This window comes from Bradyrhizobium sp. S3.12.5, from assembly GCF_040548225.1.
Lineage (GTDB): Bacteria > Pseudomonadota > Alphaproteobacteria > Rhizobiales > Xanthobacteraceae > Bradyrhizobium > Bradyrhizobium cytisi.
On record NZ_JBEPRF010000030.1, the window covers coordinates 36,972 to 61,844 of the forward strand.

Annotated in this window: 24 protein-coding genes; 12 read left to right on the forward strand and 12 right to left on the reverse strand. The window is 63.0% G+C overall.

The features are described 5' to 3' along the window. Positions 1-192 precede the first annotated feature (192 nt). The 5 genes from ABIC09_RS32760 to ABIC09_RS32780 all read left to right on the forward strand — a co-directional run bounded on the left by ABIC09_RS32760 (position 193) and on the right by ABIC09_RS32780 (position 3,940). Positions 193-1,227 (forward strand): glutamine synthetase beta-grasp domain-containing protein, encoded by a 1,035-nt coding sequence (locus tag ABIC09_RS32760; RefSeq protein WP_148753007.1) that lies wholly within the window; start codon positions 193-195, stop codon positions 1,225-1,227. Positions 1,228-1,421: 194 nt separating this feature from the next. Continuing rightward, a complete protein-coding gene (locus ABIC09_RS32765) occupies positions 1,422-2,123 on the forward strand; it encodes a GrlR family regulatory protein (protein ID WP_354111844.1) in 702 nt (233 codons plus the stop codon). A gap of 19 nt (positions 2,124-2,142) precedes the next feature. Further along, the gene (locus ABIC09_RS32770; RefSeq protein WP_354111845.1) at positions 2,143-2,826 is read left to right on the forward strand and encodes a substrate-binding domain-containing protein; all 684 of its coding nucleotides are present in this window, start codon (positions 2,143-2,145) and stop codon (positions 2,824-2,826) included. 32 nt (positions 2,827-2,858) lie between these two features. Continuing rightward, a complete protein-coding gene (locus tag ABIC09_RS32775) occupies positions 2,859-3,680 on the forward strand; it encodes a tetratricopeptide repeat protein (protein ID WP_354111876.1) in 822 nt (273 codons plus the stop codon). A 110-nt stretch (positions 3,681-3,790) separates the two neighbouring features. Continuing rightward, a complete protein-coding gene (locus tag ABIC09_RS32780; RefSeq protein ID WP_084292415.1) occupies positions 3,791-3,940 on the forward strand; it encodes a hypothetical protein in 150 nt (49 codons plus the stop codon). 327 nt (positions 3,941-4,267) lie between these two features. Here the strand turns inward: ABIC09_RS32780 and ABIC09_RS32785 are convergent, their stop codons facing one another. The 4 genes from ABIC09_RS32785 to ABIC09_RS32800 form a co-directional block, all read right to left on the reverse strand. Then, positions 4,268-4,555 carry a hypothetical protein gene (locus tag ABIC09_RS32785; RefSeq protein ID WP_354082634.1) on the reverse strand — a complete coding sequence of 96 codons (288 nt, stop codon included), beginning with the start codon at positions 4,553-4,555 and terminating at the stop codon, positions 4,268-4,270. A gap of 84 nt (positions 4,556-4,639) precedes the next feature. Continuing rightward, a complete protein-coding gene (locus ABIC09_RS32790; RefSeq protein WP_354083104.1) occupies positions 4,640-5,647 on the reverse strand; it encodes a SphA family protein in 1,008 nt (335 codons plus the stop codon). A gap of 171 nt (positions 5,648-5,818) precedes the next feature. Then, positions 5,819-7,261: a DUF1254 domain-containing protein gene (locus ABIC09_RS32795; protein WP_354111846.1), complete on the reverse strand. Its 1,443-nt coding sequence runs from the start codon at positions 7,259-7,261 to the stop codon at positions 5,819-5,821. A 108-nt stretch (positions 7,262-7,369) separates the two neighbouring features. After that, on the reverse strand, positions 7,370-8,827 hold the full coding sequence (locus ABIC09_RS32800) for a DUF1254 domain-containing protein (protein WP_354036165.1): 1,458 nt from the start codon (positions 8,825-8,827) through the stop codon (positions 7,370-7,372). A 589-nt stretch (positions 8,828-9,416) separates the two neighbouring features. On the opposite strand from ABIC09_RS32800, the gene ABIC09_RS32805 reads away from it, so the two are divergent. The 4 genes from ABIC09_RS32805 (at position 9,417) to ABIC09_RS32820 (ending at position 13,259) form a co-directional block, all read left to right on the forward strand. After that, positions 9,417-9,896, forward strand: a complete 480-nt coding sequence (locus tag ABIC09_RS32805; RefSeq protein WP_354111847.1) for a tail fiber domain-containing protein — start codon at positions 9,417-9,419, stop codon at positions 9,894-9,896. Between the two features lie 8 nt (positions 9,897-9,904). After that, positions 9,905-10,057, forward strand: coding sequence for a GFA family protein (locus ABIC09_RS32810; protein ID WP_246230022.1), 153 nt, complete (start codon positions 9,905-9,907; stop codon positions 10,055-10,057). Between the two features lie 721 nt (positions 10,058-10,778). Continuing rightward, positions 10,779-11,159 (forward strand): tautomerase family protein, encoded by a 381-nt coding sequence (locus ABIC09_RS32815; RefSeq protein WP_354111848.1) that lies wholly within the window; start codon positions 10,779-10,781, stop codon positions 11,157-11,159. 357 nt (positions 11,160-11,516) lie between these two features. Further along, complete coding sequence (locus ABIC09_RS32820) at positions 11,517-13,259, forward strand: FAD-binding oxidoreductase (protein WP_354111849.1); 1,743 nt, start codon at positions 11,517-11,519, stop codon at positions 13,257-13,259. A gap of 68 nt (positions 13,260-13,327) precedes the next feature. Here the strand turns inward: ABIC09_RS32820 and ABIC09_RS32825 are convergent, their stop codons facing one another. Continuing rightward, the gene (locus ABIC09_RS32825; RefSeq protein ID WP_354111877.1) at positions 13,328-13,948 is read right to left on the reverse strand and encodes a TetR/AcrR family transcriptional regulator; all 621 of its coding nucleotides are present in this window, start codon (positions 13,946-13,948) and stop codon (positions 13,328-13,330) included. A gap of 143 nt (positions 13,949-14,091) precedes the next feature. On the opposite strand from ABIC09_RS32825, the gene ABIC09_RS32830 reads away from it, so the two are divergent. Beyond that, positions 14,092-14,970 carry an SDR family oxidoreductase gene (locus tag ABIC09_RS32830; protein WP_354111850.1) on the forward strand — a complete coding sequence of 293 codons (879 nt, stop codon included), beginning with the start codon at positions 14,092-14,094 and terminating at the stop codon, positions 14,968-14,970. A gap of 129 nt (positions 14,971-15,099) precedes the next feature. Here the strand turns inward: ABIC09_RS32830 and ABIC09_RS32835 are convergent, their stop codons facing one another. Beyond that, positions 15,100-16,011: a hypothetical protein gene (locus ABIC09_RS32835; protein ID WP_354111851.1), complete on the reverse strand. Its 912-nt coding sequence runs from the start codon at positions 16,009-16,011 to the stop codon at positions 15,100-15,102. Between the two features lie 438 nt (positions 16,012-16,449). Further along, entirely contained in the window at positions 16,450-17,448 is a 999-nt protein-coding gene (locus ABIC09_RS32840) for a quinone oxidoreductase family protein (protein ID WP_354111852.1), read from the reverse strand. A gap of 142 nt (positions 17,449-17,590) precedes the next feature. Between ABIC09_RS32840 and ABIC09_RS32845 the strand changes: the two genes are divergently transcribed. Beyond that, positions 17,591-17,938 carry a winged helix-turn-helix transcriptional regulator gene (locus tag ABIC09_RS32845; protein ID WP_354111853.1) on the forward strand — a complete coding sequence of 116 codons (348 nt, stop codon included), beginning with the start codon at positions 17,591-17,593 and terminating at the stop codon, positions 17,936-17,938. A 114-nt stretch (positions 17,939-18,052) separates the two neighbouring features. Here ABIC09_RS32845 and ABIC09_RS32850 read toward each other — a convergent pair whose 3' ends face one another. After that, positions 18,053-18,967, reverse strand: coding sequence for a LysR family transcriptional regulator (locus ABIC09_RS32850; RefSeq protein WP_354111878.1), 915 nt, complete (start codon positions 18,965-18,967; stop codon positions 18,053-18,055). Positions 18,968-19,042: 75 nt separating this feature from the next. Between ABIC09_RS32850 and ABIC09_RS32855 the strand changes: the two genes are divergently transcribed. Next, positions 19,043-19,504, forward strand: a complete 462-nt coding sequence (locus ABIC09_RS32855; protein ID WP_148753021.1) for a GlcG/HbpS family heme-binding protein — start codon at positions 19,043-19,045, stop codon at positions 19,502-19,504. A gap of 66 nt (positions 19,505-19,570) precedes the next feature. Here the strand turns inward: ABIC09_RS32855 and ABIC09_RS32860 are convergent, their stop codons facing one another. The 4 genes from ABIC09_RS32860 to ABIC09_RS32875 all read right to left on the reverse strand — a co-directional run bounded on the left by ABIC09_RS32860 (position 19,571) and on the right by ABIC09_RS32875 (position 24,771). Beyond that, positions 19,571-20,185 carry an Isoquinoline 1-oxidoreductase subunit gene (locus tag ABIC09_RS32860; RefSeq protein WP_354111854.1) on the reverse strand — a complete coding sequence of 205 codons (615 nt, stop codon included), beginning with the start codon at positions 20,183-20,185 and terminating at the stop codon, positions 19,571-19,573. Positions 20,186-20,196: 11 nt separating this feature from the next. Then, entirely contained in the window at positions 20,197-20,721 is a 525-nt protein-coding gene (locus tag ABIC09_RS32865) for a (2Fe-2S)-binding protein (protein ID WP_354111855.1), read from the reverse strand. Further along, a complete protein-coding gene (locus tag ABIC09_RS32870) occupies positions 20,718-23,489 on the reverse strand; it encodes a xanthine dehydrogenase family protein molybdopterin-binding subunit (RefSeq protein WP_354111856.1) in 2,772 nt (923 codons plus the stop codon). Before ABIC09_RS32870 ends, ABIC09_RS32865 begins: the two co-directional genes overlap by 4 nt. Positions 23,490-23,682: 193 nt before the next feature. Beyond that, a complete protein-coding gene (locus tag ABIC09_RS32875; protein ID WP_354111857.1) occupies positions 23,683-24,771 on the reverse strand; it encodes a hypothetical protein in 1,089 nt (362 codons plus the stop codon). Positions 24,772-24,873 lie beyond the last annotated feature (102 nt).

Consider the following 24,873-nt stretch of genomic DNA (forward strand, 5'->3'; position numbering starts at 1 on the left):
GGTGCGCGGCTATGACGCAGGTCGCTGTGGACGGCTTTGCGCTGGCGGGCCGGTTCCGGTCGCGGTGGACAACCTCCCGCGCTGCGGCCTTTTGGCACGTTAAATGCTTGTAAAGGGCCGGCCGATGATGGCCGGGTACAAACGTGCGGGGGCTCTCAACCCCACCTTTCGCATCATCTACAGAGAGGCTCAATGACCAAGTATAAGCTCGAGTACATCTGGCTCGACGGATATACGCCGACTCCGAACTTGCGCGGCAAAACTCAGATCAAGGAATTCGCGTCGTTCCCGACGCTCGAACAGCTTCCGCTCTGGGGCTTCGATGGCTCCTCCACCCAGCAGGCCGAAGGCCACAGCTCGGATTGCGTGCTGAAGCCGGTCGCGGTGTTTCCGGACGGTGCCCGCACCAACGGCGTGCTGGTGATGTGCGAAGTCATGATGCCCGATGGCAAGACCCCGCACTCGACCAACAAGCGCGCCACAATTCTCGATGACGAGGGTGCGTGGTTCGGCTTCGAGCAGGAATACTTCTTCTACAAGGACGGCCGTCCGCTCGGCTTCCCGGCCTCCGGTTATCCGGCGCCGCAGGGCCCGTACTACACCGGCGTCGGCTACTCGAACGTCGGCGACATCGCGCGCAAGATGGTCGAAGAGCATCTCGACCTCTGCCTCGCGGCCGGCATCAACCACGAAGGCATCAACGCGGAAGTCGCAAAGGGCCAGTGGGAATTCCAGATCTTCGGCAAGGGCTCCAAGAAGGCCGCTGACGAAATGTGGATGGCCCGCTACCTGATGCTGCGCCTGACCGAGAAGTACGGCGTCGACATCGAGTTCCACTGCAAGCCGCTCGGCGACACCGACTGGAACGGCTCCGGCATGCACGCCAACTTCTCCACTGAGTACATGCGTACGGTCGGCGGCAAGGAGTACTTCGAGGCGCTGATGGCGGCATTCGACAAGAACCTGATGGACCACATCGCCGTCTACGGCCCGGACAACGACAAGCGTCTGACCGGCAAGCACGAGACCGCGCCGTGGAACAAGTTCAGCTACGGCATTGCCGACCGTGGCGCCTCGATCCGCGTGCCGCACTCCTTCGCCAACAACGGCTACAAGGGCTATCTGGAAGACCGCCGTCCGAACTCGCAGGGCGACCCATACCAGATCGCTTCGCAGATCCTGAAGACGATCGCGTCCGTCCCGGCTGACAAGAAGGCCGCGGCTTAAAGATCCTCCCGGCCCGGGCTGGGGGCTGGCCCGGGTTGGCTTTTTAAATCCGCCGGAGCTGCAAGGCTCCGGCGGATTTTTGCATTCCGATGACACCGCTTGTTGTGGGTCTGGCGGCCATGCCGGCCTGTCCATGTCAGGCAAAATCGGGATAGAGTGCCTGCAGGATGCGCGCGGGGCCGGGGACACGGCTGGTGTTTGAAGGCTTCTACAAGGTGCGATTTCAGCTCGGCGATAGCGTCGGCCGGAGCGTGATGCATGCCGGCAATGGCACGATGCTCGGCGGCAATTCGGCGTTCGCCCATATCGGCACCTACGAGAAGACCGCGGACGGCGTCGACATCGTCATCAAGACCGTCCGCCACAACCCCGATCCGACCTACCGCGCCATGGCCGGCACCGATGATGCGACGCTGATCGCGAAGGGTTTTGCCGACGGCGATCTCTACCGTTTCAAGGGCGAGCTCAAGGAGCTGCCCGGCGTGGCCTTCCAGTCGCTGATGACGCCGATCACGGAAGACGAGGTGCCGATCGCCGGCGGCGTCGGCGAGGCCGGCATCGTCGACGGCCTCTACTCGATTCACCTGCGCATGCTCGACGGCGTCGACGGCGGGCTCACCGGCGTGATGCTGCTCAGCCGCGGCCGCATCCTCGGCGGCGATGCGTCGTTCTATTACCTCGGCAGCTACACCGCCGCGAACGGCCGCTGGAAGGGGCAGATCCTCAACCAGGAGCACACGCCCGCCAAGGACGATCCGATCTTTGGCGGCCACGAGGTCGGCATCGGCTTCTCCGGCAGCTATGACGGCGAGGAGGCGGTGCTGGAGGCGACCGCGCTTGCCGGCAAGCGCAGCCTGCGCCTGACCGCGGCGCTCAAGCTGATGCATCGCGCCTGATCGCTACGGGGAATTGCCCATGGAAAGAATTCGCATGCTCTCGACGCTCGGCCTGATGGGCGCGATGCGCAGCCTGTCCTCCGCGTTCGAGACCGCGAGAGGCATTCATGTCGATGCCGATTTCGCGCCGACACTGGCGCTGCTGAAGCGCTTGCGCGCCGGCGAGGCCGCCGACCTCGTGATCCTCACGCGCGAAGGGCTCGACGAGATGATCGGCGAGGGCCGGGTGATCGCGGACACCGCAGCCGACCTGGCGCGCTCCTATGTCGGCCTCGCCGTGCGAAAAGGCGCGCCGCATCCCGACATCGCCAATGAGGCTGCGCTGCGCAAGACGCTGCTCGCGGCGCGATCCATTGCCTATTCGCGGCTCGGTGCGAGCGGCGTGTACTTCGCCCGGCTGATCGCGCGCATCGGCATTGCCGCCGAGATCAACGCCAAGGCGACCATCGTCGAGCAGGGCTTTACCGCCGAGCGGCTCGTCAGCGGCGAGGCCGACCTCGCCGTGCAGCAGATCAGCGAGCTGAAGCAGGTCGAGGGCATCGAGGTGATCGGCCCCGTCCCGCACGATTTGCAGACGCCGGCCGTGTTCTCCGCCGGACGCATGGCGGATGCGAAACAGGCCGAAGCCGCCGAGGCGCTGCTGCGCTATCTGGCATCGCCGGAGGTCGTGCCCGTGTTGCGCCGGTCAGGACTCGAGCCTTGAAATCGCCGGCACGCGGACGCAACGTGATGTCCATGCGGATCTGTCTCTTTGCCATCCTCGTCGCGCTTGCCGCGCCCGTCGCCGCGCACGCGCAATCGGCCGATCTCGTCCTGTGCGACCGTGTCGCCGCCGATCCCAGCGATCCCGACAAGCCGGCCGACGTGAAGGGCGTGCCCGACATCGCCGCCTCCGACGTCGCGACCGCGATCAAATTCTGCAAGCAGGCAGCAAGCTCGTCGCGCCGTGCGATGTTCGCGCTCGGGCGCGCCTATGCGGCCAACCGGCAGACGAGCGAGGCGATCGCCGCCTGGCGCAAGGCAGCCGACAAGGGCTCCAGTGCGGCGATGGTCGAGCTCGGCGTTGCCTATGGCAACGGCTCCGGTATCGCGAAGGACGAGGTGCAGGCGCGCAAATTGTTCGAGAAGGCGGCGCAGGCCGGCAACCCCCGCGGCGTCTCCAATCTCGCCGCGCTCGGCAGCGCGGGCGGTGGCGCGCCCGCGGACCCTGCGCAGGCGCGCACGCTGCTCGGCAAGGCCGCCGAGACCAACGCGGAAGCGCAGTACCAGCTCGGCCTGATGCTTGCCAGCGGCAATGGCGGGGAGAAGGACGACGTCGCGGCGCGCGCGCTGTTCGAGAAGGCGGCGGCGCAAAACCATCCCGGCGCGCTGGAGCGGATGGGCGCCTTCGCGCAGGAAGGCCGCGGCGGTCCAAAGGACAAGGACGCCGCAAAGGCCTATTACGAGCGTGCGGCCGCGCTCGGCGACGAGGATGCCAAGAAGGCGCTGGAGCGGATCCGCTGTCCCTATGCGATCAAGGACAAGCAGGGCAAGCTCGTCACCACGCTGTGCTTCTAGAAAGCGATCCTGCTCACTTCATGTCGCAGGCGAGATTGTTGCGGGCGGGTTGGAAAAGGAACTTGCGCGGGCAGGGGCCGTTGACATCACGTCAAGCAGGAGGCGCAACCATGATCCGCAAGCTCGCATCCGGCGAATACCGGCTCTATTCGCGCAAGGTGAATCCCAAGACCGGCAAGCGCCGCAACCTCGGCACCTTCAAGAGCCGTGCGGCGGCCGAGAAGCACGAGCGCGACGTGCAATATTTCAAGCGTCACTGACGGCCCGACGAGCGCTGCCCCGTGAGGCGGGCAAACCGAAACGTCGAAAACAACCCCATGCACAGTAGCCAAGTGGCTGACAGAATTGCCAAACGGCTCAGCGAAGCGGCGCGATGCGGATTTTACGAAATCCAGTTGACCCGTCGGGCAAAACAGGGGCATGATGGCATCATGGCACGATCGGCTCCGCGAGCGGCCTCTGCGCGAATTAGCCGGACAGCATCGGCGCGGCGACGGTGCTGGCAACTTCACAGCTAGAAACCTGGAAGTCCTCTGACACAATGCGGAGAGGAGCAGAAGCGCAAGCGGATGGGAAGATTCCGATCGTTATCGAACGCGCTCGATCTTCGCGGCCATATCGGGCGCGCGTGCTATCCGGTACGTCGCGTTGCTGCACTTCAGTACCCAGACCACGTAGTCCGGCCTGGAGCGCTTCTTGTCTCGCGCCGCACCAAGCGACTTGTCACATGCGAACCCTTGCGTGCGGATCTGCGCCGCCAGCATCTCCTGCGGTTGTTCGGAGGCGACGGGCGTTGCCGGCGCATGTTGTGCCCGCGCAAGTGGGCTGAAAAGAACAATCGCGGCCAGCAAGATTGACGTACGCGAGTTATACATGAATGCCATCCTTCTCGGCGTCGCGCGCCCGTTGCATTCAGGCCAGGCCCGCCTAGGCCGTTGCCAACTGCTAGTCTTCTGAACCTATTTCGTCACAATTCGCCGCGTCGGCGTCACCGTGCCGGTGGGCGCTGTTGGAGAAATCGAAAAGGTCAGCCAGGTATTCCAGCCCGCCGGCCGGTTTTCGGCCGCGAATTCGCCGTATCCCTTCAGATTGAGATATCCTTGCATGTCGCCAACCGGAAACAGAAAGCCAACCTGTGGGCCCACGCCTACGACCCGCGACCGGAAACCACCGAGGATCGGGTGTTGTCCGGAGTCGTCGGTGATCTGCTGATAGGCGTATCCTACCAGGCCGACGAAGACCTGCTTCGAGAGAAACTGGGAAGCGCCCCAGTCGACGTGAAAATCAGTGCCGTTCTGATATTGCGTGTCGTTGTTCTTGAAATTGTAGGTAAATCCCGCGACGGCCGAAAATTCGTGCCCCGCTTGCGGATTGAAGTAGGTGTAACCGCCGCCGCCATCGATGGCGCCGTGGCCTATGCCGAGATTGGCAAGGCGGTTTGGATCGTAGGCGCCGACGGGAACGTCTCCCGTCACATAAGTCATGAAGTTGTGAACGCCTGCGTTCCACTTCAGTGTCAGCTGTGGGTAGAGGTCGCCGACCGAGGTAATCGAATCGCCAAAGCTGCCCATCCGAGTTGCTGCGAATGGTCCGAAACCGGTTGTAAGCGTGCCGTTGAGGTCGGCACTGGATCGACCGAACAGGCCGGTCATGCCGATCGCCAATTGTCCGCCCAGCACCGGCGTCGCGAACGTGTAGGTAGGGTTGAGAAGTACCAGATCGGCCTGCGCATTGAGGCGAAGATTCAGGTCGACGTTCACCGTGGCAGGGAATCTGCCGATCTGAACCTCTCGTGCCGCAGCTGCGGCGCCGAATGCCGATACGGAGGTATGATAATAGACCTCGGCCATGGACCAGCCCGGCACCCCGGGCGTTGCCGCGAGGCTGCTGAACCGGCCCGGGAGCCAGTACGAAACACCGCTCTCATCCGCGTATGCCGCCTCGGACATCCAGCCGAGCAGCACCATTGCAGCACTGAGACCTGAGTGGGTGAGCCAGCGCCGAGATTTCCATTTGCGAGATTTCCATTTGGATGTGTCGCGCGTCATTTGTCTGCCCCAATTGGCTGGAGATCGCATGGCAGCAACGCAGGCGAGGAGGACGAGGTATTTCACTTCACGCCTCCCATCCCACTATCTCTACAAGGCCAGCTTCACGCCCGGCGGCTGCCACATCCCTTCGCCCGGAGGCAGGATCGACGGTGCTTGGGCCTTCGGCCAGTAGAGCCGCATCGCCAGGTAAACCGGGCCGTCAGGAGCCGGCAGCCAGTTGGCTTCCTTGTCGGCACCGGGCGATTTGTTCTGGATATAGATTGTCAGCGACCCGTCGACGTTCGTCTTCATTGCGGACAGCATCGGCGAGTTGATGAGATAGCGGTTGATCGGGTTTTCGATCAGCAACTGCGTCTTGCCGTCGTACATCGTCACCGACCAGAACGCATTCACTGGGGGCAGCTGACCGGCCGGGAACGTTAGCGAGTAGTTGCGCCCGGCACAGTCGAGGGTTTGACCATCGACGTCGGCGCGCGTCATCGGATAGGTCGCCTCCGCGGCATCGTTGCCGTATATCCCTGCCTTTGCACCGGCCGCCCGCTTCAGCCAGTCGCCATTGAAGAAAGCGCTGTCGCCAAACAGCGAACTGATCCGCCAGCCGTTGACCTCCTTGCCGGCCTTTGCGACGGCCTCTTCGATCTTTCGTTCGCCCTCCTTCATGCCCAGGCCGATTTCGAGCTTCTTCTCCATCGGAAGGTCCTTGAAATTGAAGGTTTTGCCCGAGCCAACGCCGATGGTCGCAAGCTGCGCGCGAATGTCCTTTTCGTTCTCCTGAGCGGGGGCAAACTGGAGCGCGAAGTCGAGATATTCGAAGAAGTTCGTCTTCACAAGGTCCTTGTCGATCTTCGGAAAGTCGACGGCCGCTGCCGCAACAGTCGTCGGCAGTTTCAGATAGGCCGAAAGCGACTGCGCCTTATAGCCCTCCTGGACTTTCTTCATGTTCTCGAGATCGTCGGGATTGAAAAGCTGCGTGCGATAGGCCGCCACCGAAAACTGCGTGGTCGACCGAAACACCTTCTTGATCCCGGGCGGAGTTGCTCCGCTCCAGTTCGGCCCGACAACCATATAGTCGCCGGCCTCGCTTCCCGTGGCGCGGCTGCCAACATAGCCGTAATTGTAGGTGTTGCCGTCACAGAGCATGATCGAGTAGTAGCGTTTCGGGTCCACGGCCGGGACCGAAAGAACCATTGGCTCCGCCCGCAAATCCATCCACAGGATCGAATACGGCGTGTCGCTGTTCGGCGTGATGACGGCGGTATCCTTGTAGGTGTAAACGTTGGGTTCGTTCTTGATCTGGTTGAACGGGGCCTTGAACTGCCCGGAGTTGCGATCAACTGCGTACTCGTACATCACGGCGTAGTTCATCACGATCGGCAGGCCGTAGATAAAGCCCGCTTCGGCAATGTCTTTTGCCTTCAGGAAGCCCGGTCGATCGGCGCCGGCCTGGGCAAACGCCGGCAAGGACCCTATCCCCGCAAGGGCGATCGTCGTCGTCGCAGCAGTGCGAAGAAGTTCGCGTTTGGTCAACATTTGAAGCTCCTGAGGATCAACTCGCTCGCTTTTAACGATCGGTCTTCTAGGGACGTTTGTGCTCGTACGGTCGGACGCCGGCGCAAAGCGCCGGCGCTCAAATCAACTTTATTGGGCCAAGCCCACCGTTCCCGCCTGCGTCTTCACGACCGGCGGCGGATTCCATTTTCCGGTCAGCGCATCGGACCTCGGGCTGTAGAGGCGCATGGTCAGATTAAAGGGTCCCTTCGGCGCCGGAAGCCAGTTCGCATCCTTGTCCTTGCCCGGACTTTCGTTCTGGAAGAATATATCGAGCGACCCGTCTGCGTTGTACTTGAACGGCATCCAGCTGCTCACGGCAAAACGGTTGAGCGCATTGCCGACCTGGAAACCTTCCGGGTCGTATAGCGTGATCGACCAGAAGGCATCGACTGGCGGGGCAGCGCCCTTCTCGAACGTAACTGTGTACTTGTTGGCTCCATCCAGCGGCTTGTTGGTCTCGTCGCCGAGATTGAGCGGATAGATGGCATCCTCAGGCAGGTTCGCGCCCAGCCCGAGCTGGGCGACGATGGCACGCTTCAGGTAGTAGTTACCGTAGACACCCATCGAATCGGTGTTCATCGACCAGCCATTTGCGATCCGCGCCAGTGTCGGCACTTTCCAGGCCATCAGCTTCTGGCCGTCTTGCGGGGCAGTCTCCAGCGCCCGTTGCAACACCGGATCGAGCTTGCCGATGTCAAAACTCTTGCCGGGCTCGATGCCGATTTTCTTCATCTGGGCGATGATCGGCTCATCGGTAACGTGCGGCGGGTGAAGCTTGAGCAGTTCTGCGGCGCTGGCGAAGTACACGCCGGCCGACATGGTATCGACCTGGACCTTCGGCGGCGTCTTCATGTCGACGCTTGGGTCCGGCGTGAACTCGACCGGCTTGGGTGTCTTGCCATACTCGGAAAGGAGCGTGACCTTGTAACCGGCCTGAATCTTATGGACCGCATCGTAGTCCGGCGGGCCATCCGTCTTGGTGCGGCCGATCACCCAAACATAGGGCGTCGGCGCTTCGATGCGCTGGGTGTCGCTCGGTAGCTTGAATTCTTCCGCGAACCTGTCGCGCAGATCGGGCCGCCAGCCCGGGGGCGTGATCAGGAACGTGCCGGCCCTGGTGCCCGTCGTTCGCCAGCCGGGCGATGCGAAGACGTCGGTCCACATGTCGAGCATCGGCAGCAGATAGTAGCGCCCATTTGTATCCGGTGCGGAGATGACGACGGGCTCCTTGGTCATGTTCAGCCAGGAGACGGAATACAGCGTGTCGAAGTTCGATCGCACCACGCCCTTGAAATTGGCAGGGGGGTATTCCGGCACGTTGACAAAGGTATTCATCGGACCTCTGAAATCGGTCGTGCCGTTGGTGAATTGCTTTCTCGAGACGTCCATCGACATCAGCGAGTAAAAGTAGACATAGGCATCCACCGCGATGGCATGCGCTTCTTGTTCAGCGATGGCCGGTGCAGCGCCCTCGGCCCGCGCGGCAGGCGCGGCCGCCGCGCCGAGGCAAAGAGAAATTGTCAGCGTCAGAATTCCCCGAAACATGTCGAATCCTCCTCTTCTGATTTGGCGACCTCTGATTTGCGACCTCGTTCAATTCACGATGTTTACCGTCGGAATGATCGCGTTCGAGGGTCTGAACATTTGAAGGTCTCAGCGTATTGCCTTGCTGCGTGGCGCCGCGGGAATTCAACACGAAGAAGGGCAGCAAAGCCGATGCCAGATGCGTTCAAACAGCTCGCGGCGGTTTTGATTGAAGCATTCTCGATCCAACGCGAGGGCGTGCATTGCTTGCAGGAGGACGTGCATGACCAGCTGCATTAAACGCTGCGTGGCGTCTGCAGGACTCAAAACAAGGTCGCTAGAAACAGAGCTATTGCGCAATTGAAGGTGCGCCGCTTGAGGAGCCTCTTTCGCTTGCAATGCGGCACCCCAAAGTATTTGCTCTTTAGCACAACCTGTCCGGGAGGGCCAGCGACGATAGTTAGTCTGCATCTCTGTCGCAATCTGGCGATGCGGGGATAGTGAATTGAGGCGCGGAAGGTATCGCCCCGGAGAACAATTGCTCGCCGGGCGAAAATCTGATCCTATTCTTTATTCCTTTGCGAGCAACAATTGAACGAAGGAGACAATGATGCGCTCGTTCCTCCTCGCTGCGCTCGGCATTACCGCCTTCTCCGCAACCATGGCCATCGAGACACCCGAGGCAAATGCTGTTGTCTATTGTGCCGCTGGTGTCTACCGCGCAGGCTGCGTCGCCCGACCTGTTGTCGGGCCCGTCGTCGCACCAGTAGTCGGCGTGCGAGGTGTTGCACGGCGGACCACCCGGCGTGTCGTCCGGCGATCGGACATGATGCTCAAGCACGACATCTTCCTGATCGGTCACCTCGAAAACGGCCTCGGCTTCTATCGCTTCACCTACAACGGCGGCAACAAATCCCATGTCGGCGTGATGGCGCAGGAAGTGCAGACGATTATGCCCACCGCGGTGCTGCGCGGCAGCGACGGCTACCTGCGAGTTTCGTACGACATGCTCGGCGTGAAGTTCCAGACCTACGACCAATGGATTGCGTCGGGCGCTCATGTCCCGGCCGGCACACCAGTTGCGCAGTAACGCGCCCGATGCAGCATCTGATGCGCAGCGGCCGTGAGGTGATCATCTACGCGGGCGCCTTCGATGATCCGCTTGGCGTGACACCTGACCGGCACGTACATTGGGCGTCGCGCGCAAACTGGTACGTCCATGGCAAGGGGTTGTTTGTGGAAGACGAGTGATCTTCGTAAAGCCAAGGACGCCAAAGAGTTGAGGAACCTGTTCAAAGCAGGGTTCTTCGGCGCGGCACCGTCCTCGGCTCCTTACGGCCAGCTCCAGGCTGGGCTTAGCGCCTCAATTTCGCTGCGCAGTCCAATAGCCTGAGCAACGTGCGGTTCCTGAATGGCCACTCCACCTCCCGCGGCCAGAATTACTGGAGAGCCGGCCTGAGCCGGACGCGAATTTGTCCTGGACTGTTACCGACGCCCGAACTGCGCCCGAACGCGCCACGTAGCCTCTGAACCTGATTAAGTTCGGATGTGTAACTATTCCGTTGGTGATGTTGACGGTGAAATTATAGGTCGGATCGCAAGTGCCTCTTTGCGTCACGAAAACGAGATCCCAGGAGCCGTCGAATGCGGAGCGGGCCTGCGCGATGGAGTGGAGGGCGACCAGGCAGCCCACGGCCGCCACACACGTGAGAAGCTTCTTCATTGTTTTGCTCCAAGCGGTCCCCCACACATGGCGGGCGGAACGGGCGAGTTCAATGCGGCTCGCCGGGGCCGGAGGAGTGATATTGAGTCTTGTCCATGCAAAAGCGGCTTCAAAGGACGTCGGTCCGAAACGCCATCTTCAAGATCACGTTCAAGATCACGGCGCCGGACGTGAGGCCTTCAAGGTCGGCCGCTAGATAGGTCGCAACGATCGCGCCCTAGAACCACAACCCGGAAGAGGAGTACGACCATGCCATTCGTTCGCATCGATCTCAGGAAGGGCAAGTCGCCCGAGTATCGGAAGAAATTGGGTGAGATCGTCTATGACGCCATGATCGAGCTGATCAACGTGCCGAAGGACGATAAATTCCAGGTCATCACGGAGCACGACCGCGCCGACCTGAACCATGCCGACAGTTATCTGGGCAATCACTACAGCGACGATCTCGTCTTAATTCAGATCACGCTCAACACCGGCCGCTCGGTCGAGCTCAAGAAGGCCTTCTACAAGCGAATCGTCGAGCAATACCAGGCGCAGTTGCAAGGTCGCCCGGATGATGTCGTGATCAACCTCGTCGAGGTCGCAAAGGAAAACTGGTCATTTGGCCACGGCATTGCGCAGTACGCGTGAACGCGTGGCGTCGTGGTGAGGGATACCACCGCAATTCCGGAAACCTATCAGCCAGACGAAACGGCAATTCCTCCTGCCGCCGTGTCCGCGTAGCCGAACGGCCGCGTGCCGCGCGACTCGTCCCCGTAGCCTCGCCGTTCGTCCCGCACCGTCGCCACTGATCCCGGACGTATCGCGTTCCGTCACTGCGTGCTTTCCGGCGGCCGAACGTGTCGGGCAGATTTCCGGCGTCGGCCGGTTCCGACAGGTCGAAATCTCGACTTGGCACGGTCGGCTGATCGTTGGGAATCGCGCGTGCAGACCTTGGGGAGATGACTGATGCACCGGAGACGTCTGCTACAGGGCGGGATTGCGACGATGATCGCAGTTCAAACCGACCTCCAGCCCTGGTTCCCACGCAACGCCAATGCGAATGTGACACCGGGGCGCGTCCGGCCGGGGATGCCTGGTTGGCCTGGCGAATCCGACTGGGCTGCGCTGAACATGGCCACCAACGGCCGGCTATCGAAGGTCGTGATGCCGAGGCTGGATGGCCCCGACGGCAAAGCGCTGCTCGCAAACCCTTTCGCGATCGGCGACCAAGCCGGCTTGACCCAAAGCTCCGGCTGGCTCGACGCATGGCGATCAGTCCCAAGCGCCTACATGGTGGCGGCCGAGACCGCAGCCGACGTGGCCGCAGCCGTGCGCTTTGCCACGGCCCACAATCTGCGCCTCGTCGTGAAGGGTCGAGGCCACAGCTATCTAGGTGCGTCGTGCGCGCCGGATTCTCTTCTGCTCTGGACGCGCAGGATGGACAGCATCACCGTCCACGACGGCTTTAGCCCGGCCGGATCGGGCGCTGCGGCCGTCCCCGCGGTCTCGGTCGGCGCCGGTGCGATGTGGCTGCACGCCTACCAGACGGTGACCGGCGGCGCTGGGCGTTATGTGCAGGGCGGCGGCTGCACCACCGTGGGCGTGGCAGGGCTCGTCCAAGGCGGCGGATTCGGCAGCTTCTCCAAGAGATTCGGGACGGCAGCCGGAAGCCTTCTCGAAGCCGAGATCGTGACGGCGGACGGCGCTGTCCGCACCGTCAATGCGGGGCGCGAGCCGGATCTGTTCTGGGCCCTGAAGGGTGGAGGCGGCGGCACGTTCGGGGTCGTGACCCGGCTGACGCTTGCGACCCATCCGCTGCCCGACACGGTCGGCGCCGTGAGCCTCACACTTCGCGCCCATACCGACGAGGCCTATCGTCGGCTGCTTGGGCGCTTCATCGAGCTGTATGCGAGCGCGCTTTGCAATCCACATTGGGGCGAGCAGGTGCGCGCGCGTCCGGACAATCGTCTCCAGGTGACGATGACCTTTCAGGGCATCGGCAAGGACGAGGCCCGGGCGGCTTTCAAGCCATTGCTCGACTTCGCCGACGCCAATCCTGCGGACTACGAGGGCCAGGCCTCATTCTCCGTCGCGAGCGTGCCGGCGCGCTACTTCTGGAACGGCTGGCTCTACCGGCTGTTCGCGCGATCGGTTGTCAATTTCGATAGCCGGCGGGACGCGCCATGGACCGACTTCTGGTGGGCCGGCGACGGCGAGCAGGTCGGCGCCTTTTGGCAGGCCTACACCTCGGCATGGATGCCGTTTTCCCTGCTCGATCAGGAGAACCGGCCGCGCCTCGTCGATGCCTGGTTTGCGGCGAGCCGGCAGTGGGCGGTCGCGTTCCACTTCAACAAGGGGCTCGCCGGCGCGCCGGCCGAAGCGATCGCGGCGGCGAAGGACACTCCGATGAACCCCGACGTGGTCGATGCTTTTGCACTCGCGATCGTTGCGGCCGCCGGGCCGCCGGTCTTCGACGGCTTGCCGGCGCCGAACCTGTCCGCGGGCGTCGATCACCGCGCGCATGTCAAGGAGGCCATGGCGCGTTTGCGCTCGGCCGCACCCGAAACCGGCTGCTACGTCAACGAATGCGATTACTTCCAGGCGGATTGGCAGAAAGCGTTCTGGGGCGACAATTACGCGCGGCTGCTCGCGATCAAGCGCCGCTACGATCCCGACGGACTGTTTTTCGCCCACCATGGCGTCGGGAGCGAGGGTTGGAGCGACGATGGATTCACGCGGCTTGAGTAGGGCGTTGCTCGGTGCGACGTAACCGTCCGGTGAAGCCTCACCGGACGGTTACGTCGTGCGCCCATCGCCTACGGACCGCCAGGTCCGGATGATGAGACCGACGCAGCTTCGAGCAACAGTCTGGCTGCATCGCGGCTCGCCTGCGCTATGGCTGGATCGCGTGTCGATTGGGCGATCACGAGCGCGCCTTGGATGAGTGACAAGATCTGGAGCACGGCTTGTTCAGGCTTGCTCAATGCCAAAGGCTCGACGAGCGACGCCACAAATTCACGCAAGCTCTTGAAATGAGCGGCGATGGTGGCCTGTACGTCCGGAGAATCAACGTCCGGTCCGAACTCGGCCAGTCCCCTCACGAACGGACAGCCGCGGAAAGAAGGCGATCGAAAAGCCTCGCCCAGCGCGTCAAAAATGGCAAGGACGCGCTCCAGCGGCGATAGCCCGGGTTTTTCGGTCGAGGCCGCGAGCATCTGAAACCAGGCGGCGTCCTGGTGTCGCAGGTAGGTAGCGACCATGTTCGCCTTCGACGGAAAGTGCTTGTAGAACGTCATCTTGGCCACGCCGCTTTCGGCGATGATGCGGTCAACCCCGACAGTGTGGATGCTGAACCGGTAAAACAGGTCCGACGCTGTCTTCAGTATCCGTTCTCGCGGCGCGAGAGCGTTAAGCGGCTGTCCCTCCAAATCGATCATCTCCGGCACGTCCTGCTCCGATTTCGGTCTGACTCAAGCTCCTCAGGCGTATAGACAGACTACCCTGTCTATTTTTCTGTTGCAATGTACGTACAGGTCTGTCTATCTGTCGGTGCTATTGGACAGAAGCGAAGGGACATAGGATGAACGGAAAAATCGTTGTCGTGACCGGCACGAGCAGTGGTTTTGGAAGACTCACGGCATTGGAGCTCGCAAGGCGGGGTCATACGGTGGTTGCGACCATGCGAGACGTAGAAGGGCGAAATGGCCAAGTCCGGAGCGAGCTCATCGAAGCGGCAAAAGCCGAGGGGCGTGTGCTGCAGGTCCTCGAAATGGATGTCGCCGACGAGGCGTCGGTCAATGCGGCGATCGACCATGTCATCAAGCAACATGGAAGAATCGATGCGTTGATCAACAACGCAGGCACCATGTTCGTCGGGGTCACGGAAGCCTACACGGTCGCGGATATCGAACGGCAATTTGCGGTGAATTTCTTCGGTGCCGTGCGAGCCGACCGCGCCGTTCTGCCGCATATGCGCGCCGCCGGCAGCGGACTTCTCGTCCATGTCACGTCGTTGATGGGCCGACTGATCTTTCCCTTCTTCGGTGTCTATTCCGCGAGCAAGTTTGCGCTCGAGGCGCTCGCCGAGTCCTATCGCTACGAACTTTCAAGCTTCGGCGTCGACTCGGTGATCGTCGAACCAGGGGCATTCCCCAGCAACCTGCTCCCATCCAGTCCGGAGCCGTCCGACGAAGGCGTGCTGGCATCATACGGTGCGGTCGCGGCGATCCCGGGCCAAATCAAAGACAGCTCAAGCCAGGCACACGATTCGTCCAATCCGCCACGACCCCAGCTGGTTGCCGATGCCATCGCGCGGCTGGTCGAAGCCACGGAACGGCGCCCGTTGCGGACGGTCGTCATGCCCGAGGGCATGGATCTCGGAGTAGAACGGCTGAACGAGGCCGTCACCTCTGTTCAAAACGACATGCTCGGCGCATTCGGTATGTCGAGCATGATCTGAAACTCCGAGCGTCAATCGTAATTACGGTGCGGAATTACGGTGACAGTGCACTTAACTAGGCAGGAGCGAAGTTTGGTGCCCTGTCACCGAGATTATCGTGTCTCGCTTGAGGGGTGCAGTCCGCGACTGTCACTTCACGGGCGGAAGACCGGCCACGGCAGCGTCGGCAGGATTGTTCAGGCACTTCGGATGGCCGAAGCCGCCAGCGCTATGGCCGACGCCGCCCTGTCCGTTGGGCGCCTGGCCCGTACCGCCGGTCCCGTCGCTGTTTGCCGTGATGTCGAAGACGATGTTGTCGGGGTGGCTCGCGTCTCCAGACACGCCCTTGACGCCCTGCAATTGATCGAGCCCGAGCGCATTTCGGACCCGCCACGCGACCATGTGATCGGTGCAGGAGGTGTCGCCGCTGACGCCGACGCCGCCAACCTTGGCTCCGTTGCGATACAGCGCGAGGCCGCCGCCGAACACGTTCACGCCGCCGATGCGCTGGCCAACCATCGGATCATTCGGCGTGCCGAACGACGAGCCGCTGGCTGGGCCCGGATTGAAGTTTGCCGTGCTGATGCCGCTGCCCGAGAACGGCGGATGGTTGCCGTAGGCAGCTGCCGTATCGACCGGATTGCTGTGCTGCAGCCCATAGAGGCTGCCACCCGGCTGCACGGCGGTGAACAGGTTGGCGGTCGACAAGGCAAGCCCGGTCGGAAACAGGCTGCCGGCGGGTGTCGCGTTCTTACCCAAGCTGAAGTCGTTCGCAGTGTTTGCCTTCTGGGCGGAGATGACGCGGCTGCCCAGCCATTGCGAGGTGCCTTGGCTGCCCGAGAAGGCGACCGCGCAGACGGTGCCGTCGTTGGCAACCAGTGTGCCCCACATGTGGAAGCCGAGGCCGCCATTGGCACCGGAAGCGGGCGTGATGGCGCCGACAAGTGCCGAACGAAGTTGCGAAAAATCGGGCAGAGCGGCGCAATCCGCAAAGGCCGGGAGGGTCACCATGGTAACGAGAGCGCTGATCGAACAGAAAAGAGTTCGTCGCTTGACGTTCATTGTGCTGCTCCTGTGGTGCGATGGGTGGTTGATCAGGAAAGCGCGGCCCCATCGTGCCCGCGCAAAATCTGAAAAATCGGTCGTACTTTCAAAAATCCCGTTAGCAAACGGGCCTGCGCGACGACGAGGCAAGGCGTCCTGGTATCTGCGAACCTCGCCGCGCTCAAAACTGAAGTCGTCACCGAGGCAATGCTGTTCGGACGTCTTCGTGGCAGTGGCAATGACCTAATGCTTCCAAGAGCACGGTGGTCCCATGGTTAAGTCTGGGAGCGACCGCAGAGGTTCACAGAAAATCCCGGCGAAGTCGGAGTTGGGTCTGAATGTGAAGAACTCAACGTGAGCAAATCTGGTCCGCCATGCCTGATAGTGCACGTGATTGGACCGGAGCGAAGTTGAGCGCAGTCCAGCTCTGCAATTCTGGACCGGGACCAATTCGCTTTATCGTATAGCTAGAACCGCTTTCGCGCCCGGCACCGCCTCGTAGGCCATAGCTTCGTCGATCTGTTCGAAACTGAATTCCCGGCCGATCCGCGTCCTGAACATCGGATTCTCGATCTGGCCTTCGAGGTCCCGTAACGCGGCGGAGAGACGCGAGCGGTTCTTCACCGTCGCGCTTTCGAAATTGCTGAAGCGTCGGATGGTCAGGTTCTTGCCCATGACAAGTAGCGTCGAGACCGGCACCTTCGCGCCCAGGAACCCATAGACGTAGATCGTCGAATTCATGACTAGGTGCGGCGCGATGCGCGTGATCAGGGCGCCGCCGACGCCGTCAAAAACCGCGGTCGTCTCCAACTGGGCCGCCAAGGTGCCGAGCTTCTGTTCGAAACCCTCTTCTTCCGACGCCAGCACATGCTCGACGTCCTGTTGGATCAACATATCGCGCGACGAGGTCGAGCGCGTGACGAAGATCGCGGGCACGCCCCGTCGCCGGACGAGCGAGGCCGCCGCGTATCCGGTCGCCGAACTTCCTGCCGTGACGATGATCCCCTTATGGCCATCGGCGGCGATCTCGTCGAGGAACGCGTAGGCCGTCATGACATTGACGAGCGATCCGCTGTAGTCCCGCATCTGCACGTGATCCGGCAGGATCAGGCAGGTCTCGAAGGGCACCAACGCCTTCTCGGACCAGAGGCCGATGCCTTCCGGGCTGCGGCAGAGCGACCAGTAGATCGCGACCTGCTTGCCCGCGTGGTAGTCGACCGGGACGTGATCGCCGATCGCGACGATCCGTCCGGCCCCTGACGCCCCCCAGGTGTTGTGCCGGCGGTTTGCCAAGGGATTGCCCGCGGCCTGGGGCATCGCCAAGAAGGATTTGTCGCCGTGGTTGATGGCCGAGGAGTCCATCTGGACGAGGACATGGCCAGGCGGCAGGGCGTCGGGCTCCGGAATATCGCGAACCTCCAGACCTCCGTCGGCTTTCACGCAAATCGCTTTCATAAGGGCTTCCTTTTGCCTCTGCCATGGCGCGGGAGATGTGCCGCTAGAGGCTCGGCCCTTAAAATGACGACGCACTAACAATTCACAAGTACGGATAATTTTGTTAGTGCCTTACCCTATGGAAGAATCGACGGGCTGCCCCGTGGCCTTCACCTCGCGGGTCCTGCAAGGCAAATGGAAGGCCAGAATCGTTTGGGCACTGGTCCGAAACGAAAACCTTCGGTTCTCCGATATACGCAGGGCGTGCGTGCCCATCAGCGATCGCATCCTGTCGAAGGAGCTGAAGGACCTGGACGGGTGGGGGCTCATCTCGCGACGGGAATACCCGACGATCCCGCCCAAAACCGAATACAACTTGACCGCCCTGGGGCAGACGCTTCGCCCCATCATGGCGGCGATGGCTGATTGGGGGATCGAGCATCGTTCGGCCGTCGCTAAACCGGCAGGCAACACTAAGTCTGGGAGCGAGCGCAGAGGTTCACAGCGGTGACGGTGCTGGTTAACTAGGCACGACTAGGCACGAGCGAAGTTTAGTGCACTGTCACCGAAATTGCCCAAGCCTCCACCAACGTGCCGGCCTGCTCCTGCGTGCCCGGTACGGGGCTCATATCCGCAGGGCAGAGAGCTGCGCCACGAGGAATTCCATCGCGGCACGGACACGCCGCGGCAAAACGCCGGCGCCCCGCCTGACCCAGACGATCTGGAGTGGAATTGGCGGCGGCTCGTGGCCGACAAGGATTTGCTCCACGATCCCTTGCTCGATGAGCCTTCGCACCTGCCAGAGCGGCGCGAGTCCGATGCCAAGGCCTGACGCTACGGCCGCATTGCGCGCAGCGGCATTTTCCGATCGAAAGCGGCCATGCACTTCGATGCGCCTCTTGTCGTCGCCAAATATCCATCTGTCATCGTCGCCGGCCCGCAACACGCACGCATGATGGGATAGCTCTCGCGGATGCTCAGGACGACCGTGTGCGGCGAGGTAAGCCGGTGAAGCGAAGACCGCCCAATTCAATCCGCCGAGGTGGCGAACCCGTAAGTTCGAGTCCGGCAGGTTGCCGATGCGGACGACGAAATCCAGCTTCTCGGCGACCAAGTCGACGTGCTCGTCAGACAAGACAAGTTCGATGTCAACTTCCGGATTCCGCGTTAGAAATTGGCTCAGGGCAGGGCTCACATATTCGGGGCCGAACAGGCTCGATGTGCCGATGCGGATGGTGCCGGCGAGGCGCCGGTCTCTGGCAATCAGATCTTCCCGCGCACCGTCAATGGTCGTGAGTGCCAGACGGATGCGGCCGGCAAAATCGAGCCCTGCCGTCGTGGGACGCAGGCGCCGGGTCGTCCGCGACACGAGCTCCACCCCAAGGTCCTGCTCGAGCCGCGCCAGCGACCGGCTCACCGCCTGAAGCGATCTGCCCAGACGAACAGCCGCCGACGTCAGGCTACCTTCATCGACAATAGCGAGAAACGTCGTGTAGTCCCAAAGCGAGGTCAGAGCTATTCTCTCGTAAAGTGAGATAATGTATCCTCAGTATCATGTATTATCATCAGATGCGCGGTATGCTGTTGATGAGCTCTCACCAATCTGGAGCTCTCCATGATGAAAATTGACCCCTCTACGGCAGAGGCACCTCTGGCGGCCCTGACGCCTCTCTATGGTGCCCCGATCACGCTCGACGAGGCTGTGCTCGTCGCCGGTGCGGCGCGCGCCGAAGCGCAACGTCATGGATGGCCTATGGTGATCGCCGTCACCGACAGCGGCGGCCATCTCGTTCTGCTATACCGTCTCGATCAGGCTCAGCACGGCAGCGTGCTCGTCGCTCAGCAAAAGGCGAAGACGGCGGTCGATTTCAGGCGGTCGACAGGAGCGTTTGAATCCGCGCTTGCCGAGGGCGGCCTTCATCTACGGCTTCTGGGCATGACCAATCTGACGCCCCTGGAAGGTGGCCTTCCGATCGTGCGCGAGGGCAGGGTGATCGGTGCAATCGGCGTATCGGGCATGCAATCAACCCAGGACGCGCAGGTCGCGTCGGCGGGTCTTGCGGCTTTCGGATCCTGACCGGTCTTAATCCCGAGGCAGCGGAGAAGCGCGGATACTACGTGTCGGATGTCATGCGGCACGAGCTCACGGCGCCGGACACGCCGCTCCCGTCTTCACCCACGCCTCCACGAGCGCGCCGGCTTGCTCCTGCGTGCCCGGCGCGGGCGCGCGGCCGAAGCCGGGATGCCAGGCCCAGCCGACGAGGGTGTCCTTGCCGATGTGGTCGATCAGGGCTTCGACCTTGCGGCCGCCGTTGCGCGCGGGGTCTCTGATCTGCTCGCAGATCTCGCCGATCGTCTTACCTTCCCAAGCCATTTCGCGCGGCGCCAGATGCCATTCGGGATGGCCGGGAATGCGGCCGGGCTCGAAATTGGCCTTCTGGTGGCAGGTGTGGCAGCGCATCGCCTCCAGCCCATGGCCGTCGGCGCCGCGCGTCACCGGCGGCTGGTGGATGCGGGGAGTGTCGCCCTGGCGCGGGCTGTCGCCGGCCGGATGGCAGTTGGTGCAGCGCGGATGCGTCAGCACTCTTCCAAGTTCGGTGAAGATCGCGGCCGAGCGTTTTTCGGTGTCGGCGATCCCGTTAAAACTTTCGGGCGAGGCGAGGCCGTGGCTCGTCGTGTCCGATGCCGCGTAGCCGGCGCACAGGCTGCTCGTCAGCGCCGCCATCACGGCCATGATCCTGAAGCGCGCGTTGATCATCGCTGGCGCACTCATTTGGTGGCGACGAGGTAGCGGCTGGAATCGGCGAGGATCACATCGCGCACCGCCTCGTGATATTTGATGTAGCCGGTGCAACGACAGAGATGCCCGTCGAGCGCGTCCGCAATGGTCTGCTCCAGCGCCTCGCGGGCGACCGGGGCGCGCGACAGGCGTTCGAGCAGCACCTGGCCCTCGCCAAGGAAGCCGGCGGTGCAGTAGCCGCACTGGAAGGCGAAGTGCTCGATGAAGGCCTTTTGCAGCACCGAGAGCTCGCCGTCTTTGGCGTGGCCTTCGACGGTGCGGATCGACTTGCCATCGAAATTCACCGCGGGTGCGACGCAGGTCGGGCTTGTGTAGCTGGTGCCGTCAGGCGCGTCGACGATGATGGCGCAGCTCAGGCACTGCGCGGCACCGCAGCCGAACTTGGTGCCGGTCATGCCGAGCATCTCGCGCAGAAAATCGTTCATCGAGAGATCGTCGCGGACGTCGATCGGACCGTGCTTCCGGCCGTTGATGGTGAGGCTGAGGGTCGTCACGCCAAAACTCCCTTCAAGAGGCTTGCCGTGACCGGCAGCGCACGGAAGCGATGGCCGGTGGCATCGTGAATGGCATTGATCAGCGCCGGGACGATCGGGACCATCACGACTTCAGCCATGCCCTTGGGCGGCTCGTCCGGCGTCAGCGGCTTCAGCATCTCGATCTCGAGATCGCGCAAGGGCAGATCCGAACCGCGGGCGACCAGATAGCGCCCGAGATTCCATTCACCGTTGCCAGGGCCGCCCTCGAACGGCGGCAGCGCCTCAAGAAGCGCGTAGCCGACACCCATGGCGAAGCCGCCCTGGGACTGGCCTATCACCACCTCCGGCACCAGCGCGGTGCCGCATTCGAGCACGCTGTAGGCCTTGGCGATGCGCAACGCGCCCGTCGCGCGTTCGATCTCGACGCGGACGAGGGCGCCGCACATCGAGGTGTAGGCCGTGCCGATGCGGTTGTTGTCGGTCGGCGGAAACTTGACGCTGCTCCGGTTGATACGTTCGAACCTGCCGCTGCCACGGCGGATCGCGAGCGCGTCGATCTCGGCACGATATGGCTCGCCAAACAGTGCAAAGCGTGCGCGCGACCAGGCCCAGCGCGAAAAGCTGTGGGCGATGGCACCGGTGACGAAGCCGCGGGCATGAGCGGTCGCGGCGAGCGCCGGCAGCGCCAGCGGTTCGAGACCCGGCATCGTGAGCTGGCCGTCCTGCCAGCTTGCGTTCGCCCATTGCCGCGCGCGCGCGTCCGTCTTCGGAATGCGCCACAGCTCCAGCGCGGCGGGCCACAGGCCGAAGCGGAAGATGACGCGGGCGGCTTCCGCGGAGGAGTGGGTGCCGACATGGGCGCCGACCGAAGCTGATGTCGCCGAGCTGATCCTGGGCACCCAGCGCGGATTTCGCTGCGCCGCGTCCTGGGTCTTTTGATCCATCGTGTAGGGATCGCCTGAGGTGACGAGGCCAAGGACGTCATAGCCATCGACCCGGGCAATCGAGACCTCGTCGGCGATGGCGCCGAGATGGCTGGCGACGCGGTTGGCGAGCGCCGTGCCGATGCCGTTGCCCATCTCGACGTGATCGCAGAAGATCGCGATCCTGCCGTCGGGTCCGAGCTCGACGCGGCCGAGCGAGCAGTCGGCGCCGGCGCCGTAGTCCTTGGTCACGCAGGCAACCCCGGTGCCGACCAGGCGGTCTCCGGAGGCTTGCCTGAATTGCGCACGCTGCTGCCAGATCGGATGCTTTTCGAGCTTGTCGAGGATCTCGGGCGTGCGCACCGAGACGATGTAGGGATTGCCGGTCATGGTCCGGCCGTTCTGCTTCAGCGCATTGCGGCGGCGGAATTCGATCGGGTCGAGCTGGAGCTCGCCGGCGGCTTCGTCGATCAGCGCTTCGAGCGCGGTCATGGTCTGCAGCGCGCCGTAGCCGCGCATCGAGCCTGCAGTCACGCCGCGCGAATGCAGCGCGACCGTGGTGACATCGACCTTCGGGATATCGTAGATGCCGATCGCGGCGGTGGCGGCGACGGTCGCCACGTTGGCGGAGAAATTGGCCTGGCCGCCGCCGTCGAGCACGTGGTCGGCAGCGAAGGCCTTGATGATGCCGGTCGCGCGGTCGATGCCGATGCGCGAGCGCATCTTGATCGGGTGACGCTTGATGCCGCCCTGGAACTGCTGATAGCGGTCATGGGCGAGCCGCACCGGCTTTCCGGGGAAGAGAATCGCCGCCAGCGCGACGTAAAGGATGAACGGCGTGTGGTCGCGGCCGCCGAAGCCGCCGCCGACATGGGCAAATTGCGCGTTGATCTGGGTCGGCTTGTAAGGCGTGCGGGCCTTGGCCAGCAGAAACGCGAGCGAATCCGCCGCCTCATAGGGCGATTGCACGCCGAGCACCAGCTCCAGATTGCCGCCCTTGCCGGAGTACCAGGCGAGCCCGCATTCCGGCTCCAGGAACATCGGGTCGACCGACTGCGTCTCGAACTCGCGGTCGAGGACCAGCAGCGAGGCGTCGTCCGCGGCGAGCTCGGCGCGGATCTGCTCGCCAAGCTTCGCCGCCTTGGCATAGTCGGCCGGCATTTCCTTGGCGAGCGACGACCACACCGGAAGTGCCGTGGTCTGCAGCTTCCTGGGCGAGACCCAGCCGGCCTGGAGCGGCGAATAGACGTCCGGCTTCTCAGGGGAGGGACCTGCCACGCGCGTGAAGCGATAGGAGCCGTAGTCGGGCGCCATCACCGGGCCGGTTTCTTCGCCGAATCTGACGAAGGTGCCGTCACGCAAGGCGAGGCGGGCCTGGTCGAAGCTATCGAACGTCTCGAAGATCAACAGCGCGACCGGTTGGCCCAGATAAAGCGGCGTCTTGCCGGGCGGGCAGAACAGGTCGCCGGCATAGAACTCCGGCGCCTGCGTGCCGACACGGTCGAGATCGGCGGCGGTGACGACGACCGAAGGCTTCAGCGCGCCTTTGAGCCGGGCGAGGTCCATGCCGGTGTAGACATGCGTGGCGTCATTGGCGCGCACCAGGATCGCGTGCGAGGTGGTCCGCGGCCATCCCGGCAGATCGTTGGCGCGGAAGTCGGAGGCGTAGAGCTTTGCACCGGTGACCTTGGCGACGCCGTCGACACGGCCGGCGCCCTTTGTCGCCGGATTGAACTTGCCGCGTCCGGGCAGCGTCTCATGGGCCGCGAAGGGCGCGTTGGCCGCCCCCGCAAGATGCGACAGGCTGACCGAGATGCCGCCCGCCGATAACCACTTCACGAACTCGCGTCGCGAAGGCCGCATGGTCTCATCCTTGTGCAAGGTTTTCAGGAGCTCGCGATGCTGACGGCATCGTTGCCAAAGCTACGAAACGGGTACGCGCCAACGCTGGCCTGAAGCTGTCATGATTCGTCATGCGGGAATAGAACAGCGCAGCGCCTTACCACCTCGTGAAGACGCGGCCGCATTGCCGCCGCGTATCCCGATGTTTCGTGCGCTATTTGAGATCTGCGATCGTCGCGGGGCCGGGACCCGGCGTGACCAGGGTCGGCCACTGCCTGGAGCCGAACGGAACCAGCGGCGGCAGGAACGGCGTCATGCCGCGCTTTGCCGTCTCCGCGACGATCGCGGCCCGCCCGTCGCCTCCCATCAGTTCGTAGTCCATCAAATGATAATTGCCGAAGAACAGCGCACCAACCGAACGATCGGCGATGATCCGCGTCAGCGACTCCAGCATGTCGGCCGGTGTCGTCGTAAAGGAGACGGTTTCGATCAGCAGCAGGCGCGAGTTGACGGCATCGGGGCCGAAGAATTGCGCAAGCACGCTGAAGATCACGTTGTTCTGCCGCGTCACGTAGATCGTGTTGCTCGCGGCATAGGTCTTCTCCCAGTCCGGACCGAGCTGCGCCTTCCAGTCGGCCAGCACGCCCATCCAGTGCGCGACCTGGGTCTGCGCCGCCCACGCGACGTTCCTGGCGAGGAACGGGGCCTGCTGCTTGCCGAAAGCCTCTAACTTCGCGAACGGAATGACGCCGCTCGCAAGGCATTCGTCCATGAAGGCGATGTTGTTCTTCAGGATGGTGCGGTTGTTGTCGCGCCAGTCGGCCTGCATCGGGGTGGCGTCGAGGCTGTCCAGCGCCGACTGCATCCGGCTGCGGAACGCCAGCATCGCGCCGCGCCAGGATTTGTTGTCGGGATTGTCGAGATAGGGACCGACCACCTCGGCCAGCGCCATGGTGCTATGGCCGACCGATTTCAGCAGCTGGTACACGACCGGCACCTGCGGCGCATCGAGCGGCGGCTGGCCCGGCCGATACAGGATCAGGCGACCGCCGGCGCCGGAGAACAGGCCGAGGATTACGGGGTGCTTGTCGAGGATGTTCTTCTGGAACACCTTTGCAGCGTCGTCATAGAGCTCGAACATCGCGGTGTTCAGCGCAAGCACGTCCCTGGTGGCGATATCGCCCGGCGCGGCATTGGTCTTGCCGGAGATCGGCGCCATGTAGTCGGGCAGGGTCTGGGCGATTGCGGCGCCGCCGCCGAGCATCAGTGCGGCGGCCATGGCCAGGCCAAAGCGAGTTTTCATCGGTATTCCCCCCAAAGTGCATTCTCAGCAAGCGTCAGCTTAAGGACGTCCGTCAGATTCGCTGGACGGCGCCACCGCGTTTCTGGCTGAAAATTGCTAAGG